This window comes from Kitasatospora herbaricolor (genome assembly GCF_030813695.1).
Classification (GTDB): Bacteria; Actinomycetota; Actinomycetes; order Streptomycetales; family Streptomycetaceae; genus Kitasatospora; species Kitasatospora herbaricolor.
Window position 1 is genome coordinate 6,901,084 of record NZ_JAUSVA010000002.1, and the last position, 14,254, is coordinate 6,915,337.

At 72.8% G+C, this 14,254-nt stretch carries 9 protein-coding genes; 5 read left to right on the forward strand and 4 right to left on the reverse strand.

The window, feature by feature from the left end:
• The first annotated feature begins 62 nt into the window (after positions 1-62).
• Positions 63-1,121, forward strand: coding sequence for a shikimate 5-dehydrogenase (locus J2S46_RS30225; protein WP_307351744.1), 1,059 nt, complete (start codon positions 63-65; stop codon positions 1,119-1,121).
• Here the strand turns inward: J2S46_RS30225 and J2S46_RS30230 are convergent.
• The 4 genes from J2S46_RS30230 to J2S46_RS30245 all read right to left on the reverse strand — a co-directional run bounded on the left by J2S46_RS30230 (position 1,024) and on the right by J2S46_RS30245 (position 6,806).
• The gene (locus J2S46_RS30230) at positions 1,024-3,606 is read right to left on the reverse strand and encodes a glycoside hydrolase family 3 C-terminal domain-containing protein (protein WP_191291230.1); all 2,583 of its coding nucleotides are present in this window, start codon (positions 3,604-3,606) and stop codon (positions 1,024-1,026) included. The two genes, J2S46_RS30225 and J2S46_RS30230, sit on opposite strands and share 98 nt — an antisense overlap.
• A complete protein-coding gene (locus J2S46_RS30235) occupies positions 3,603-4,436 on the reverse strand; it encodes a carbohydrate ABC transporter permease (protein WP_191291229.1) in 834 nt (277 codons plus the stop codon). Before J2S46_RS30235 ends, J2S46_RS30230 begins: the two co-directional genes overlap by 4 nt.
• The gene (locus tag J2S46_RS30240) at positions 4,436-5,404 is read right to left on the reverse strand and encodes a carbohydrate ABC transporter permease (protein WP_073922828.1); all 969 of its coding nucleotides are present in this window, start codon (positions 5,402-5,404) and stop codon (positions 4,436-4,438) included. The genes J2S46_RS30235 and J2S46_RS30240 overlap by 1 nt, the downstream gene beginning before the upstream one ends.
• A gap of 103 nt (positions 5,405-5,507) precedes the next feature.
• Entirely contained in the window at positions 5,508-6,806 is a 1,299-nt protein-coding gene (locus J2S46_RS30245) for an ABC transporter substrate-binding protein (RefSeq protein ID WP_191291228.1), read from the reverse strand.
• 421 nt (positions 6,807-7,227) lie between these two features.
• On the opposite strand from J2S46_RS30245, the gene J2S46_RS30250 reads away from it, so the two are divergent.
• The 4 genes from J2S46_RS30250 (at position 7,228) to J2S46_RS30265 (ending at position 14,168) form a co-directional block, all read left to right on the forward strand.
• The gene (locus J2S46_RS30250; protein ID WP_307351751.1) at positions 7,228-10,710 is read left to right on the forward strand and encodes a galactose-binding domain-containing protein; all 3,483 of its coding nucleotides are present in this window, start codon (positions 7,228-7,230) and stop codon (positions 10,708-10,710) included.
• A 108-nt stretch (positions 10,711-10,818) separates the two neighbouring features.
• Complete coding sequence (locus J2S46_RS30255) at positions 10,819-12,213, forward strand: DUF1996 domain-containing protein (RefSeq protein WP_191291227.1); 1,395 nt, start codon at positions 10,819-10,821, stop codon at positions 12,211-12,213.
• Between the two features lie 167 nt (positions 12,214-12,380).
• Positions 12,381-12,953, forward strand: coding sequence for a hypothetical protein (locus J2S46_RS30260; RefSeq protein ID WP_191291226.1), 573 nt, complete (start codon positions 12,381-12,383; stop codon positions 12,951-12,953).
• 162 nt (positions 12,954-13,115) lie between these two features.
• A complete protein-coding gene (locus J2S46_RS30265) occupies positions 13,116-14,168 on the forward strand; it encodes a LacI family DNA-binding transcriptional regulator (RefSeq protein ID WP_073922823.1) in 1,053 nt (350 codons plus the stop codon).
• Positions 14,169-14,254 lie beyond the last annotated feature (86 nt).

The following is a 14,254-nucleotide window of genomic DNA, read 5'->3' on the forward strand; positions in this document are numbered from 1 at the left end:
GGCACGACGGGAAGAGGACGACCGACCATGACCACCCGGATCAGCAAGGACACCTGCTCTGCATGTCGCTGGCCGCGCGGCCGGGCAACTTCGGCACCAGGTTCCACAACTTCCTCTTCCAGGAACTCGGCCTGGACTACCTGTACAAGGCGTTCACCACCACCGACCTTCCGGCAGCCGTCGGCGGGGTCCGGGCGCTGGGCATCCGGGGCTGCGCGATCTCCATGCCGTTCAAGGAGGACGTGATCGCGCTGGTCGACGAGCGGGACCCGTCGGCGGCGGCCGTCCGCTCGGTCAACACGATCGTCAACGACGACGGCGTCCTGCGCGCGTGCAACACCGACTACCTCGCCGTCGCCCAGTTGCTGGAGCTCCACGGGGTGCCCCTGGACGCCACCGTGGCGCTCCGCGGCAGCGGCGGCATGGCCAAGGCCGTGGCCGCCGCGCTCGGTGACGCCGGGTACCGCTCCGGCACGGTGGTCGCCCGCAACGAGGCGGCCGGCCGCGCGCTGGCCGACTCGCAGGGCTGGTCCTGGCGCTCCGGCGTGGGCGGCCTGCGGGCCGATCTGATCGTCAACGTGACACCGATCGGCATGCGCGGCGGTCCGGAGGCGGACGAGCTCTCCTTCGAGCCCGCCACGGTCGAGGCCGCGACGACCGTCTTCGACGTGGTCGCCCTGCCGGTGGAGACGCCGCTGGTCGAGCGGGCCCGCGCGCTCGGCCGGCAGGTGATCAGCGGGCACGAGGTGCTGGTGCGGCAGGGGCTGGAGCAGTTCGTCCGCTACACCGGGGTGCGCCCGGACCGGGAGCTGGTCGAGCGCGCGGCGGCCCAGGCCCGGGACCGACCGGCGGGCCGGGAACGACGGGACGGCGCCGGGCCCGCACCGCCACCGGCCGGGGCACGGCGAGGGGCGGGCGGGACCGGGGCGGGCCCCCATGCCCGCCCCGGTCCCGCCCGCCCTTGTTCGGCCCCGTGCCCACCCGGACCAGGGCCCGCCCGCCCGGCGCCACGCCGGGCGGGAGCTAAGGCCTGGACGCGGCCCGGCGGCCGTCCGCCCCGGTCAGCCGCACCGCGGCCGTCAACGGCAGCTCGCCGCTGGACGGCCCGGCCAGCACGGTGAACCCGCCCGGCTCGCCGAGCCAGCGCCCGTCCGGCACCGACCAGTGCTGCAGGGCCCGGGCCTCCACCGGCACGTCCACCTCGACCCGCTGCCCGGGCTCGGCCCGGACCGCGGCGAAGCCGGCCAGCCAGCGCACCGGCCGCTCCACCCCGCTGCCGGGCCGCGCCAGGTAGACCTGCACCACCTCGCGCGAGCTGCGGGTCCCGGCGTTGCGCAGCGCGACCCGGACGGTGAACCCGGCCCCCTGCGCCACCGATCCGGGCGCCGCCAGGCCCAGGTACTCCCAGGCGCCGTAGCCGAGCCCGTGCCCGAACCAGTACGCCGGGCGCCCGCCCGCCCGCAGCCAGCCCCGGTAGCCGATGTGCAGCCCCTCCGTGTAGGCGAGCACGCCGCCCTGCGGGGTGGTGTCGAGCACCGGGGCGTCCCGCTCCTCGGCCGGCCAGCTGGTGGGCAGCCGGCCGCCGGGCTCGGCCCGGCCGAACAGCACGTCGGCCAGGCCGTCGCCGCCCTCCTGGCCGGGGAACCAGCCGAGCAGCACCGCCGCCACCTCCTCGCGCCAGGGCAGCAGCACCGGGCCGCCCGTGTTGACCACCACCACGGTGGCCGGGTTGGCCGCCGCCACCGCCGAGACCAGGGCGTCCTGGCCGCCCGGCAGCCGGAGGGTGGTGCGGTCGAACCCCTCGCTCTCGTGCTCGTCGGTGGTGCCCACCACGACCACCACGGCGTCGGCCCCCCGGGCGAGTTCGACCGCGGCCGCCAGCTCGGCGGCCTCGGCGGCCACCGGCGGGTCGGCGGCCAGCACCAGCACCCGGCCGTGCTCGGGCTCGGCGGTCCGCCGGGCCAGCAGGGTCACCTCCTGGCCGGCCGCCAGCTCCAGTTCGACCTGCCGGAAGGAGGGCGACACGTGCAGGTAGGTCGGGTCGTCGGACTCCGCCGGCACGTACTCGTCCAGCAGCAGGGCGCCGTCGGCCTCCAGGACGATCCGGCCGAGGCCGACCACGCCGATCCGCCAGCGGCCGGCGGCGGGCGCCCGGAACACCGTGCTGACCTCGACCGCCCCGAAGGAGTCGAGGCCGGCGCCCTCCGAGGGCTCCAGCACCCGGCCGCTCGGCCGGTGCTCGCGGTGCAGCTCCCGGCCGTCGGCGTCCAGGTAGCGGGCCAGCAGGCCGGGTTCGGCGGTCTCCGGGTGCCGGCAGTCGGCCCGCTCCAGCGGGGTCGGCCGCAGCGCCGTCCGTACCCCGGCGGCGTGCTCGACCAGGACCGCGTCCGGCAGCGCGGCCCGGATGCCCTCCAGCGGGGAGACCACCGAGGCGGGGAAGACCGAGGCGCTGCCGCCGCCCTGCACCCGGGCGGTGGCGGCGTTCGGGCCGATCACGGCCACCCGGCGCAGCGCCTTGGCGTCCAGCGGCAGGACGGCGCCGCGGTTGTGCAGCAGCACCGCGGCGGCGGCCGCCGCCCGGCGGAGCAGTCCGCGGGTCTCCTCGTCGGCCGGGGTCGGGGCCGCGGCCGGTGCCGACGCCGGGTCCGTGGCCCGTTCCGTGTCCGGCGGGCCGAGCGCGCCGACCCGGCCGGCCAGCCGGACCAGCCGGCGGACCTTGTCGTCCAGGGCGGCCTCGCTGACCAGGCCGGACCGGACGGCCTCGGCCAGCGCGGCCGCCCAGTGCTCGTTCGGGCCGGGCATGGCGAGGTCGACGGCGGCGGAGCCGGAGGGGACGGTGTTGCGGACCGCGCCCCAGTCGGAGACCACCAGGCCGTCGAAGCCCCACTCGCCCTTCAGCGGCTCGGTGAGCAGTGAACTCTCGCTCATCGCCTCGCCGTTGACCCGGTTGTAGGCGGACATCACGGCCCACACCCCGGCCCGGACGGCGGCCTCGAAGGGCGCGAGGTAGACCTCTCGCAGGGTCCGCTCGTCCACCCGGGCGTCCAGGGTGAGCCGTTCGGTCTCCGAGTCGTTGGCGACGTAGTGCTTGGCGGTGGCCGCCACCCCGCCGCTCTGCACGCCCTCGATGTAGGCGGCGCCGATCCGGCCGGTGAGCAGCGGGTCCTCGGAGAAGCACTCGAAGTGCCGCCCGGCGAGCGGGGAGCGGTGCAGGTTGAGGGTGGGGGCGAGCAGCATGTCGACGCCCTTGCGGCGGGCCTCGGCGGCCAGCAGGGCGCCCAGTTCGCGGACGAGGTCCTCGTCCCAGCCGGCGGCCATCGCGGTGACGGAGGGCAGCGCGAGCGCGGTGTCCGACTCGTCCCAGCGCTCGCCGCGGACGCCGACCGGCCCGTCGGAGGTGATGATCGGCCGCAGGCCCAGGGCGGGCTCGGCGCTGGTGCGGAAGACCCCGCCACCGGAGACCAGCGCGGCCTTGCGGTCCAGGTCCAGCTCCACGCCCGGCTCCACGCCCGGCTCCGGGCCCGGGCCCGGCTCCAGGGCGGCCGGCCCCGGGCCGGGGACGGCGGTGGCCGGGGCGGTGTCGGCGGAGGTACGGATGTCGGTCATCCCTTTGTCGCTCCCTGCATGATTCCGTCGATGATCTGGCGCCCCATCAGCAGGAAGACCGCGATGACGGGGAGGCTGGCGACGAGGGCGCCGGTGAGGACGAGGGAGTAGTCCTTGATGTAGCCGCTGGCCAGTTCGGAGAGGGTGAGCTGGATGGTGGGGTTCTGCTGGGTCATCACGACCTTGGGCCAGTAGAAGTCGTTCCAGGTGGCCATGAAGGTGAGCATGCCGAGCACGCTCATCGCCGGGCGGGCGGTCGGCAGCACGATGTGCCGGACCAGGCCGCGGGTGGTGCAGCCGTCGATCCGTCCGGCGTCCAGGAGTTCGTCCGGCAGCGAGGTGACCAGGTACTGGCGCATGAAGAACAGGCCGAAGGCGTTGGCGGCGGCCGGCACGATCAGGGCCTGCAGGTGGTCCGCCCAGTGGAACCAGTTGGCCATCATGATGTAGAGCGGGATGATGCCCAGCTGGGTCGGCACCATCATGGTCGCCACCACGGTGGCCAGCAGCGGCCTGCTGCCGCGGAACGGCAGTTTGGCGAAGGCGAAGCCGCCGAAGGTCGAGGTGAGCACCACGCTCGCGGTGACCAGCGAGGAGACGATCAGCGAGTTCAGCAGGGCCAGCCCCATGTCGGTCCGGCTGAACGCCTGGCCGATGTTGTGCAGCAGGTTGGCGCCCGGCAGCAGGATCGGCGGCACGCTGTGGATGTCGGTGTTGTTGCGCGAGGCGGCGACCAGCGTCCAGTAGAGCGGGAACACCGAGAGCAGCACGGCGGCGCCGAGGAAGGCGTACACGCCCCGGCCCGCGGAGAGTTGGCGGTTGCGGCTCATCAGGCGTCCAGCCCCTTCATCCGGCGGGCGGCGATCAGGTTGGCGGCGACGATCACGACGATCAGCAGGAACATCGCCCACGAGACGGCCGCGCCGTAGCCGTACTTGAAGCGGCCCCAGAACTGGTTGTAGGAGTACAGCGCGAGGGTCTGGAACTGGTGCTGGGAGCCGCCGGTGGTCGGGTCCTGCTGCTGGCCGAAGAGCATCGGCTCGCCGAACAGCTGGAGGGCGCCGATGGTGGAGACGATCACCGAGAACAGGATCGTCGGGCGGAGCATCGGGACGGTGATCGAGCGGAACTGCCGCCAGCGGCTCGCCCCGTCGATGGCGGCGGCCTCGTACAGCTCGAACGGCACGGCCTGCATCGCGGCCAGGAAGATCAGGGCGTTGTAGCCCGTCCAGCGCCAGGTGACGATGGCGGAGATGGCCGTCCAGGAGGAGAGCGTGCCGGCCTGCCAGTCGATGTGCTCGACGCCGAACAGGCCGAGCGTCCAGTTGATCAACCCGTAGTCACGGCCGAAGAGCTGGACGAAGATCAGGGTGACGGCGGCGACCGAGGTGACGTTGGGCAGCAGGACGCCGAGCCGGAACAGCGTCCGCCCGCGCATCCGGTAGTTCAGCAGGTGCGCCAGGACGAGCGCGAGCAGCAGCTGCGGAACGGTGGAGAGCACGCCGATGCCGACGGTGTTCTTCAGCGCGTTGAGGAAGAACGGGTCGTCCAGCAGCTTGCGGTAGTTCTCCAGCCCGACCCACTGCCCCTGGCTGCCGGGGACGTCGACCCGCCAGTTGGTCATCGACACGTACCCGGTGTAGAGCATCGGGAAGAGCCCGAAGCCGGCGAACACCAGGAAGAACGGCGCGATGTAGAGGTACGGCGAGAGGGTGCGGTCGAGCCGGTGCCGACGGTGGGCCGCCACGGGTGCGCGCGCGGCCCGGGCGGGCCGGCCGGCGGAGACGGACGCAGCCATCTGGGTGTGCTCCTTGGAGGGTGGCGCGGTACCGGCGTGGTGTCAGATCCACGCCGGTACCGCGGGTCTCGGGGTGTGAGGTGGCGCCGTTCGCGGCGGGTGGTCAGCCGACGATGTTGCCGACGTCCGCGAGGGCCTTCTTCCAGGCCCCGTCGGCGTCGGTCTTGCCCTGCTCGATCGAGGTGAGGGCGTTGCCGAGGGCGGTGCCGATCTCGGCGCCGTGCGCGCCGAGCGGCTGCGGCTTCAGGTCCTTGGCGGACTGGGAGAAGATCTTTCCGGTGGGCGCGTTGTTGAACAGCGGGTCGGTGTGGTCGGCGATGTCGGGCTGGCTCCAGAGCGCCTGGTCGGACGGGAAGTAGCCCTTCTCGGTGAAGAGCTTGGCCTCCTGCTCGGGTGCGGTGAGCCACTTGGCGAGCTCGGTGGCGGCCTTGGTGTGCTTGCCGGACCTGGGCACGGAGAGGTACGAGCCGCCCCAGTTGCCGCCGCCGCCGGGGATCCGGGCCATGTCCCAGGTGCCGCCGTCGGTGGGCGGGTTGGCCTTGAACTGGTAGCTCATCCAGGCGGGGCAGGCGACGGTGGCGAACTGGCTCTTCTGGAACCCGGTGTCCCAGGCGGGGGTGAAGGCCTGGATGCCGGCCGACTCGCCGTCCTTGATCGCGCCGGCCACCAGGTCGAACGCCTGCCGCACGGCCGGGTTCTCGTTCACCACCGGCTTGCCGGCCGCGTCGTAGAAGCCGGTCGGGGCCTGGGCGATGACGGCGCTGAACAGGTTGCCGCCGCTGTCGAACCAGCGGACGTCCTTGTTGGGGCTGTCGGCCAGGAACTTCTTCCCGGTGGCGGCGTAGGCCTTCCAGTCGGTGAGCAGCGCGGAGACCTGGTCCCGGTCGGTGGGCAGGCCGGCGGCCTTGAACAGGTCGCTGCGGTAGCACAGCGCCATGCCGCCCATGTCGGTGCCGAGACCGAAGAGCACCTTGCCGTCGGCGCTGGAGGCGGGCGCGGTCTTGGAGGGCACCCACTGGGCGGCGTCGACGCCGTTCTCCAGGAAGTTGACGAACTTGGCCGCCTGCGCCTGGAACCCGGCGACCTGGCCGATCTCGATCGCCTCGACGTCGGCGGTGCCGGAGCCGGCCAGCAGGTGGGCCTGCAGGTTCTGGTGGTGCGCGCCCATGTCGGCGCGGTTCTCCTTGACGGTGATGTTGGGGTGCTGCTGCTCGTACTGCTTGTAGAGGTCCGCGTACCCGAAGTCGGAGAAGAGGTTCACGGTCAGGGTGATCTTCTCGTTGGGGTCGTCCTGCGCCTGGCTCCCGCCGCTGCTGGAACAGCCGGTCACGGCCAGCAGGGCGGTGAGCGCGGCTGCCGCGCCGAGGAGCCGGGTTCTCGGACCGGTACGGAAGGTGGGCATGGTGACTCCTTGCGAGGACGGCGCTGGGCCTGACGGGTGGTGAGCAGGAGGGGCTGAGCGGCGGGCAGGGAGAGCGCGCCGCTCCGGGAGAGGTGCCGGTCGGAGCACCTGTGGAGCAGAGCGGAGAGCGCTCTCCCATGGGCCTGGAGCCTGGCCCCTGGAACAGGCAAAGTCAAGAGGTGGCACTCAACACCGTTCCGGTACTGCGCTTTTGTCCGGGATGCCGGGTCCGGCGGCGATGCGTGCAGAGGGCTTGACACGGCGGAAACGTGGGCGCAACTATCTCAACCACTGCGAGAGCGCTCTCCCAGCGATGGGAGCCCGACCCGGCCCAGCCGTCCGACCACCCCTCCCGGACCGGCTGCGGCCGAAGGCCGGTGTTTCCGGTCCTCCCCCCACCGTCTCGTCAGGAGAGTCCCTCATGCTCGCACCACCCGTCCGGACAGCCGCCGGCCCCGAACGCTCGTCACCCGGGTGGCGAGTGCTGGCCGCGACCGTCGCGGCAGCCTTGGTCGCGGCCCTGATGCTGTTCGTGCCCACGAGCCGCGCCCAGGCCGCGCCCGTTCTGCTGTCCCAGGGCAAGCCGGTGACGGCTTCCTCGGAGGAGAACTACGGCACGCCCGCCACCAACGCCGTGGACGGCAACACCGGCACCCGGTGGTCGAGCGCCAACACCGACCCGCAGTGGATCCAGGTCGACCTCGGCAGCCCGGCCGCGATCGGCCAGGTCGTGCTGAACTGGGAGTCCGCGTACGGCAAGGCGTACCAGATCCAGCTCTCCAACGACGGCACGAACTGGACCACCGCGTACTCCACCACCACCGGCGCCGGCGGAGTCGAGACCCTCGCGGTCTCCGGCACCGCCCGCTACGTGCGGATGAACGGCACCGCCCGCGCCACCGGGTACGGCTACTCGCTCTGGGAGTTCCAGGTCTTCGGCACCGCCGCCGCCACCGGCTGCGGCACCGCCAACGCCGCGCAGGGCCGCCCGGCCACCGCCTCCAGCGAGGAGAACTACGGCACCACGGCCGCCAACGCCGTGGACGGCAACACCGGCACCCGCTGGTCGAGCGCCAACACCGACCCGCAGTGGATCCAGGTCGACCTCGGCTCGGCCCAGCCGGTCTGCCAGGTCGGGCTGTTCTGGGAGTCCGCGTACGGCAAGGCGTACCAGATCCAGCTCTCCACCGACGGGACGAACTGGAGCACCGCGTACTCCACCACCACCGGCGCCGGCGGCACCGAGACGCTCGCCGTCTCCGGCACCGCCCGCTACGTGCGGATGAACGGCACCGCCCGCGCCACCGGCTACGGCTACTCGCTCTGGGAGCTGCAGGTCCGCACCGGCGGTGACCCGACCACGCCGCCGCCCACCACCCCGCCGACCACCCCGCCGACCACGCCGCCCACCACCCCGCCGGTGACCCCGCCGCCGGGCAACTGGACCACCGTGTTCAACGAGGACTTCACGGGCAACGCCGGCGCCGCGCCGTCCGCCGCGAACTGGATCACCCAGACCGGCACCTCCTACCCGGGCGGCCCGGCCAACTGGGGCACCAGCGAGGTGCAGACGAACACCAACGCGCCCGCCAACGTCTCGCTCAACGGCAACGGCGCGCTCAACCTCACCGCGCTGAGGAACGGCGACGCGTGGACGTCGGGCCGGGTCGAGAGCCAGCGCTCCGACTTCGCCGCCCCGGCCGGCGGCCAGCTCCAGATCTCCGCGACCGTCAAGCAGCCGAACGTCGCCGACGGCACCGGCTACTGGCCCTCGTTCCGCGCGATGGGCGCCGGCAACCGCGGCAACTTCACCGTCTGGCCGGGCGCCGGCGAGTCGGACATCCTGGAGAACGTCAACGGCCGCAGCCAGCTCTCCACCACCCTGCACTGCGGCACCGCCCCCGGCGGCAACTGCAACGAGTACAACGGCATGACCAGCGGGCTGGCCAGCTGCACCGGCTGCCAGAGCGACTACCACACGTACTCGCAGATCCTGGACCGCACCACCTCGGACGAGCAGATCCGCTGGTACCTCGACGGCCGTCAGGTCTGGCAGGTCAGCGAGTCCCAGGTCGGCGTCGCCACCTGGGACGCGGCCGTGCACCACGGCTTCTACCTGGTGTTCAACCTCGGCATCGGCGGCGGGTTCCCGAACGGGAACTGCAACTGCACCTCGCCGACCGCGAACACCACGTCCGGCGGCGTGCTGAGCATCGACAAGGTGACGGTCTCCACCACCACCGGCAACGCCCCGGCGCCGCTGACCGACCCGGCCGTCCCGGCCGGCGGGTCCACCGTCAAGGTGACCGGCGGACAGGGCAACTGGGCGCTCACCGTGAACGGCGCGCCGTACCAGGTCAAGGGCATCACCTGGGGCCCGGCCAACACCACCATCGACGCGCACGTGCGTGAGCTCAAGGCGATGGGCGTCAACACCCTGCGCACCTGGGGCACCGACGCCGGCAGCAAGCCGCTGCTGGACACCGCCGCCGCGCACGGGATCAAGGTCGTCAACGGGTTCTGGCTGAACCAGGGCGCGGACTACGTCAACGACACCGCGTACATGGACAGCACGCTCGACCAGATCAAGCAGTGGGTGACCACCTACAAGAACCACCCCGGCGTGCTGATGTGGGACGTCGGCAACGAGGTCATCCTCACCACCCAGGACCACACCTACAACGGCACCACGGTCGAGCAGCAGCGGGTCGCGTACGCCAAGTACGTGGAGCGGGTCACCCAGGCGATCCACGCCATCGACACCAACCACCCGGTGACCTCCACCGACGCCTACACCGCTGCGTGGAAGTACTACAAGGACTGGACCCCGAGCCTGGACCTGCTGGCCGTCAACTCCTACGGTTCGGTCTGCAACGTCAAGGCCGACTGGATCGCCGGCGGCTACACCAAGCCGTACATCATCACCGAGTCCGGCGAGGACGGCGAGTGGGAGGTCCCGAACGACGCCAACGGCGTGCCCACCGAGCCCTCGGACATCAAGAAGCGTGACGCCTACCTGTCCAACTGGGCCTGCATCACCGGCCACCAGGGCGTCGCGCTCGGCGCCACGGTCTTCCACTACGGCACCGAGAACGACTTCGGCGGCGTCTGGTACAACACCGTGCCCGCCGGCTGGAAGCGCCTCAGCTTCTACTCGGTGGCCAAGGACTACAACGGCAACGTGGGCACCAACACGCCCCCGGTGATCTCCGACATGACGCTGAGCAACACCGCGACCGTCCCGGCCGGCGGCACGTTCACCATCAGCACCACCACCACCGACCCCGACGGCGACCTGATCCGCTACCAGCTGCTCTACTGCGCCAAGTACGCGGGCGGCGGCACCGGGTTCGACCAGGTCAAGTTCGTCCAGACCGCCGACGGCCGGTTCACCGCGACCGCCCCGAAGAACCTGGGCGTGTACAAGGTCTACGTCTACGCGTACGACGGCCACGGCAACGTGGGCATCGAGACCAAGTCCTTCCGCGTGGTGGCCCCGACGGTCAACGGGACGAACGTGGCGCTGAACAAGCCGACCACCGCCTCCAGCTTCCAGGCGGTCGGCAACGGCGCGCCGTACCCCGCCTCCAACGCCACCGACGGCAACTGGGGCACCCGTTGGGCCAGCGAGTGGGCCGACCCGCAGTGGGTCCGGGTCGACCTCGGCGCCGTCACCTCGTTCAAGCACGTCCAGCTGGGCTGGGAGGGCGCCTACGGCAAGGCGTACCAGATCCAGACCTCCAACGACGGCACCAACTGGACGACGGTCTGGTCCACCACCACCGGGACCGGCGGCATCGACGACTTCGACGTCACCGGCAGCGGCCGGTACGTCCGGATCAACATCACGCAGCGGGGCACCGCCTACGGCGACTCGCTCTACGAGTTCGGCGTCTACGCCTAGGCCCCACAGCCCGGCGCACGCCTGATCCAGACCCCCTCGGGACCGGGACGAACCCCACTCCTCCCGGCCCCGAGGGCCCCACCCCCATCCGTTCGACCTGGAGGTCCGATGCGACCCCGCTTCCTGTCCCGCGGCCGACCGCGCCGCACGTCCCTGGCGGTGGCCTTCGCCGCCGTCCTGGCCCTGACCGGCCTCTCCGGCACGGCCCAGCAGGCCGCCGCGGCCGGCGACCCGCTGATCTCGGCGTCCCGCCCGGTGACGGCCTCGTCCATCGAGAGCCTGAACTTCCCCGCCGGGGCGGTCGTCGACAACGACCTCAACACCCGCTGGGCGAGCACCTGGACCGACCCGTCCTGGATCCAGATCGACCTCGGCGGCACCGCCGCCGTCAGCAAGGTCGAGCTGGACTGGGAGGCGGCCTACGCCAAGGCCTTCCAGCTGCAGGTGTCCCCGGACGCCACCAACTGGACGACGGTCTACTCCACGGCCAACGCCACCGGCGGGGTGCAGAACCTCGCCGTCACCGGCAGCGGCCGCTACATCCGGCTCTACGCCACCGCCCGCGGCACCCAGTACGGGTACTCGCTGCTGGAGTTCAAGGTGTACGGCCAGGTGACCGTCCCGACCAACGGCTACGTGCCGGCCAACCCGCAGGTCACCGGGGTCACCCCGTCGACCGCCAACCCGCCGCACGCGTACTTCCACGAGTTCCAGGCGAACTGCACGGCGTCCCACAACCTGCCGGACGACCCGATCGTCTTCCCCGGCCAGGCCGGTGCCTCCCACCTGCACACCTTCATGGGGGCCACCAACACCAACGCCGCCTCGACCCTGGCCTCGCTGAACGCGAGCACCAGCAGCTGCCTGGCCCCCGCAGACCGCTCCGGCTACTGGATGCCCTCCATGTACGACGGGGCGACCGTGGTCAACCCGGTCGGCCTGCAGACCATCTACTACAAGAGCTCGGTGAACGACTACACCAGCGTGCGGCCGTTCCCGCCGGGCCTGCGCTTCGTGGTCGGCAGCCCGTCGGCCACCGCCACCCAGTTCGCCACCGACCCCGGCTACGTCGCGGGCTGGGAGTGCGGCACCAGCTACCACAGCATCGACCTGCCGGTCGACTGCCCCGGCGGCGGCCAGGTCGGCGTCCGCTACCAGGCGCCCAGCTGCTGGAACGGGCTCTACCTGGACACCCCCGACCACAAGAGCCACATGGCCTACCCGGTCGGCGGGGTCTGCCCGGCCACCCACCCGGTGGCGCTGCCGATGATCGAGTTCAAGGTGGCCTTCCCGGTCAACACCGCGAACATGTCGCAGCTGCACCTGTCCAGTGGACGGGGATTCTCCTTCCACTACGACTTCTTCAACGCCTGGGAGGCGCCCACGCTCGCCGCGATGGTGAACCACTGCATCGTCGGTGGTCTCCAGTGCGACCCGCGCGGGTACGACGAGAACCAGCCCGCCAAGGGCGCGGTGCTCAACGCGCAGTACCTGCTGCCCTGACGGTCCGGATCGCCTGATCCCGTGCCCGTGGCCGTCCCCGCTCCGGCGGGGCCGGTCGCGGGCACGGCCGTACCCCCGGCCGCCCCCGGGCCGGCCGCCCTTCCCCGGCCCGCCACCCCCACCGGCCCCGCCACCCCTGGCCCGTCGTCCCCGCCGCGGAGGACCGCATGACCACCCGCCCCAGCCGCCCGCCGGCACGGACCGTCGCCGCTCTCCTGCTGGCCCTGGCCGCCGCGGCCTGCGCCGCACCGCCCGCGCCGGGCCCGGCCGCCGCCCCGCCGGGGGCGCGGACCTCCGCCGCGGCGGACCTCGGCCCCTCGCCCGCCTCCCTGATGGTCTGCGCCGGCAGCGTGCCGACGCAGCTGTCCGGCGCCTTCGGCACCGATCCGGCCACCCCGCCCGCCGGCACCTGGGCCCAGCACCTGTACACCTGCACCTACGCGTACGCCGAGGGCACGCTGCTGATCACGGTGAAGGAGCTGGCCGACCGGGCCACCGCCGCCGCGCACTTCGAAGGCCTGCGCGGCAGCGCCGGCCCGGTGACGCCGGTGACGGGCCTCGGCGACGCGGCCTACACCCGGGCGGACGGCTCGACGGTGGTCCTCCGGGACGGCTCGGTGCTGACGGTCGACGTGCACCGGCTGCCGGAGCGTTTCGGCAGGCCGCCGCGGTCTCGGTCGAACGTCTCGGTGACGGTCGCGACCACGGTGATGATCTGCTGGAAGGAGCACGCGCCGTGACGGGAAACGTTTCCCGGAGGGGTCCGACGGCGCTCCGAGGGGGCCTTCCGGGGCCCGGATCGCCTCCGGGCGTCTGCGGCCTGGCCCGGGGGCGGTTCCGGGAGCTGCTCCGAGCTGTGGCTTTGATGGATAGAGCGCTCTCCCAGATGCTATAAAGACACCATGAGCGAAGTCCTCCGGTCCGCCGTCAACCGCTCCACGACTCTGGAGGACGTGGCCCGGGTCGCGGGCGTCTCCCGGGCCACCGTCTCCCGGGTCATCAACGGCATCCGCAACGTCGACCCCGCGATCCAGGAGAGCGTCCGGCTGGCCATCGCCAGCACCGGCTACGTCCCCAACGGCGCCGCCCGATCCCTGGTCACCCGGCGCGCCGGGTCCCTCGCGCTGGTGGTCTCCGGCTCGGGCGCCGAGGCGGACGGGCCGGCCGGCGGCGAGGTCTTCACCGACCCCTTCTTCGGCCGGGTGGTCAGCGGGGTCTTCACCGCCCTGCGGCCGCAGGGCCTGCACCCCGTACTGATGCTGGCCGACGCCCCCGAGGCGCGCGAGCAGGCCCTCGCCTACCTGCGGCAGGGCAACGCGGACGGCGCGATGGTGGTCTCCACCCACGCCGACGACCCGATGCCCGCCCTGCTGCTGGAGGCCGGCGTCCCCGCGGTGCTGTTCGGTCGCCCCGACCGCCCGCTGCCGATCAGCTGCGTCGACCTGGCCAACCGCGACGGCGGGCGGCTGGCCGCCGACCACCTGCACGCCCGTGGCTGCCGCCGGGTGGTGACCATCGCGGGCCCCTCCGGTGTCCGGGCCGCCCGGGACCGGCTGGCCGGCTTCCACGACGCGATGGCCCGCCACGGCCTGCCCTACCTGCCGCACGCCGAGGCGGACTTCACCCAGGCCGGCGGTGAGCGCGCGATCACCCGGCTGCTGATCGAGCACCCGGACACGGACGGCGTTTTCGCCGCCAACGACCTGATGGCCCAGGGCGCGCTGGCGGTGCTGCGCGACCACGGGCGGCGGGTCCCGGAGGACGTCGCGGTGGTCGGCTTCGACGACAGCAGCGCGGCCACCGCCGGGCGGCCGCTGCTGACCACCGTCCGCCAGCCGGTGGAGGAGATGGCCGCCGAGATGACCCGCATCCTGCTCGACCACATCGCGCGTCCCGAGCGCGGGGCCACCTCGGTGATCTTCGAGCCCTCGCTGGTGGTCCGGCAGTCCGCCTGACTCCGCGGCGGCCTTGATCGCGGTGAAACCGCTGGTCAGCCGGGCTGTCGGGCCCACCGGCACGGGCCGGCGAGCGGGACCGGCCG

Coding starts and splice junctions, on each gene's coding strand:
- J2S46_RS30225 (WP_307351744.1), top strand. CDS start 63: ATGTCGCTGGCCGCGCGGCCGGGCAACTTCGGCACCAGGTTCCACAAC.
- J2S46_RS30230 (WP_191291230.1), bottom strand. CDS start 3,606: ATGACCGACATCCGTACCTCCGCCGACACCGCCCCGGCCACCGCCGTC.
- J2S46_RS30235 (WP_191291229.1), bottom strand. CDS start 4,436: ATGAGCCGCAACCGCCAACTCTCCGCGGGCCGGGGCGTGTACGCCTTC.
- J2S46_RS30240 (WP_073922828.1), bottom strand. CDS start 5,404: ATGGCTGCGTCCGTCTCCGCCGGCCGGCCCGCCCGGGCCGCGCGCGCA.
- J2S46_RS30245 (WP_191291228.1), bottom strand. CDS start 6,806: ATGCCCACCTTCCGTACCGGTCCGAGAACCCGGCTCCTCGGCGCGGCA.
- J2S46_RS30250 (WP_307351751.1), top strand. CDS start 7,228: ATGCTCGCACCACCCGTCCGGACAGCCGCCGGCCCCGAACGCTCGTCA.
- J2S46_RS30255 (WP_191291227.1), top strand. CDS start 10,819: ATGCGACCCCGCTTCCTGTCCCGCGGCCGACCGCGCCGCACGTCCCTG.
- J2S46_RS30260 (WP_191291226.1), top strand. CDS start 12,381: ATGACCACCCGCCCCAGCCGCCCGCCGGCACGGACCGTCGCCGCTCTC.
- J2S46_RS30265 (WP_073922823.1), top strand. CDS start 13,116: ATGAGCGAAGTCCTCCGGTCCGCCGTCAACCGCTCCACGACTCTGGAG.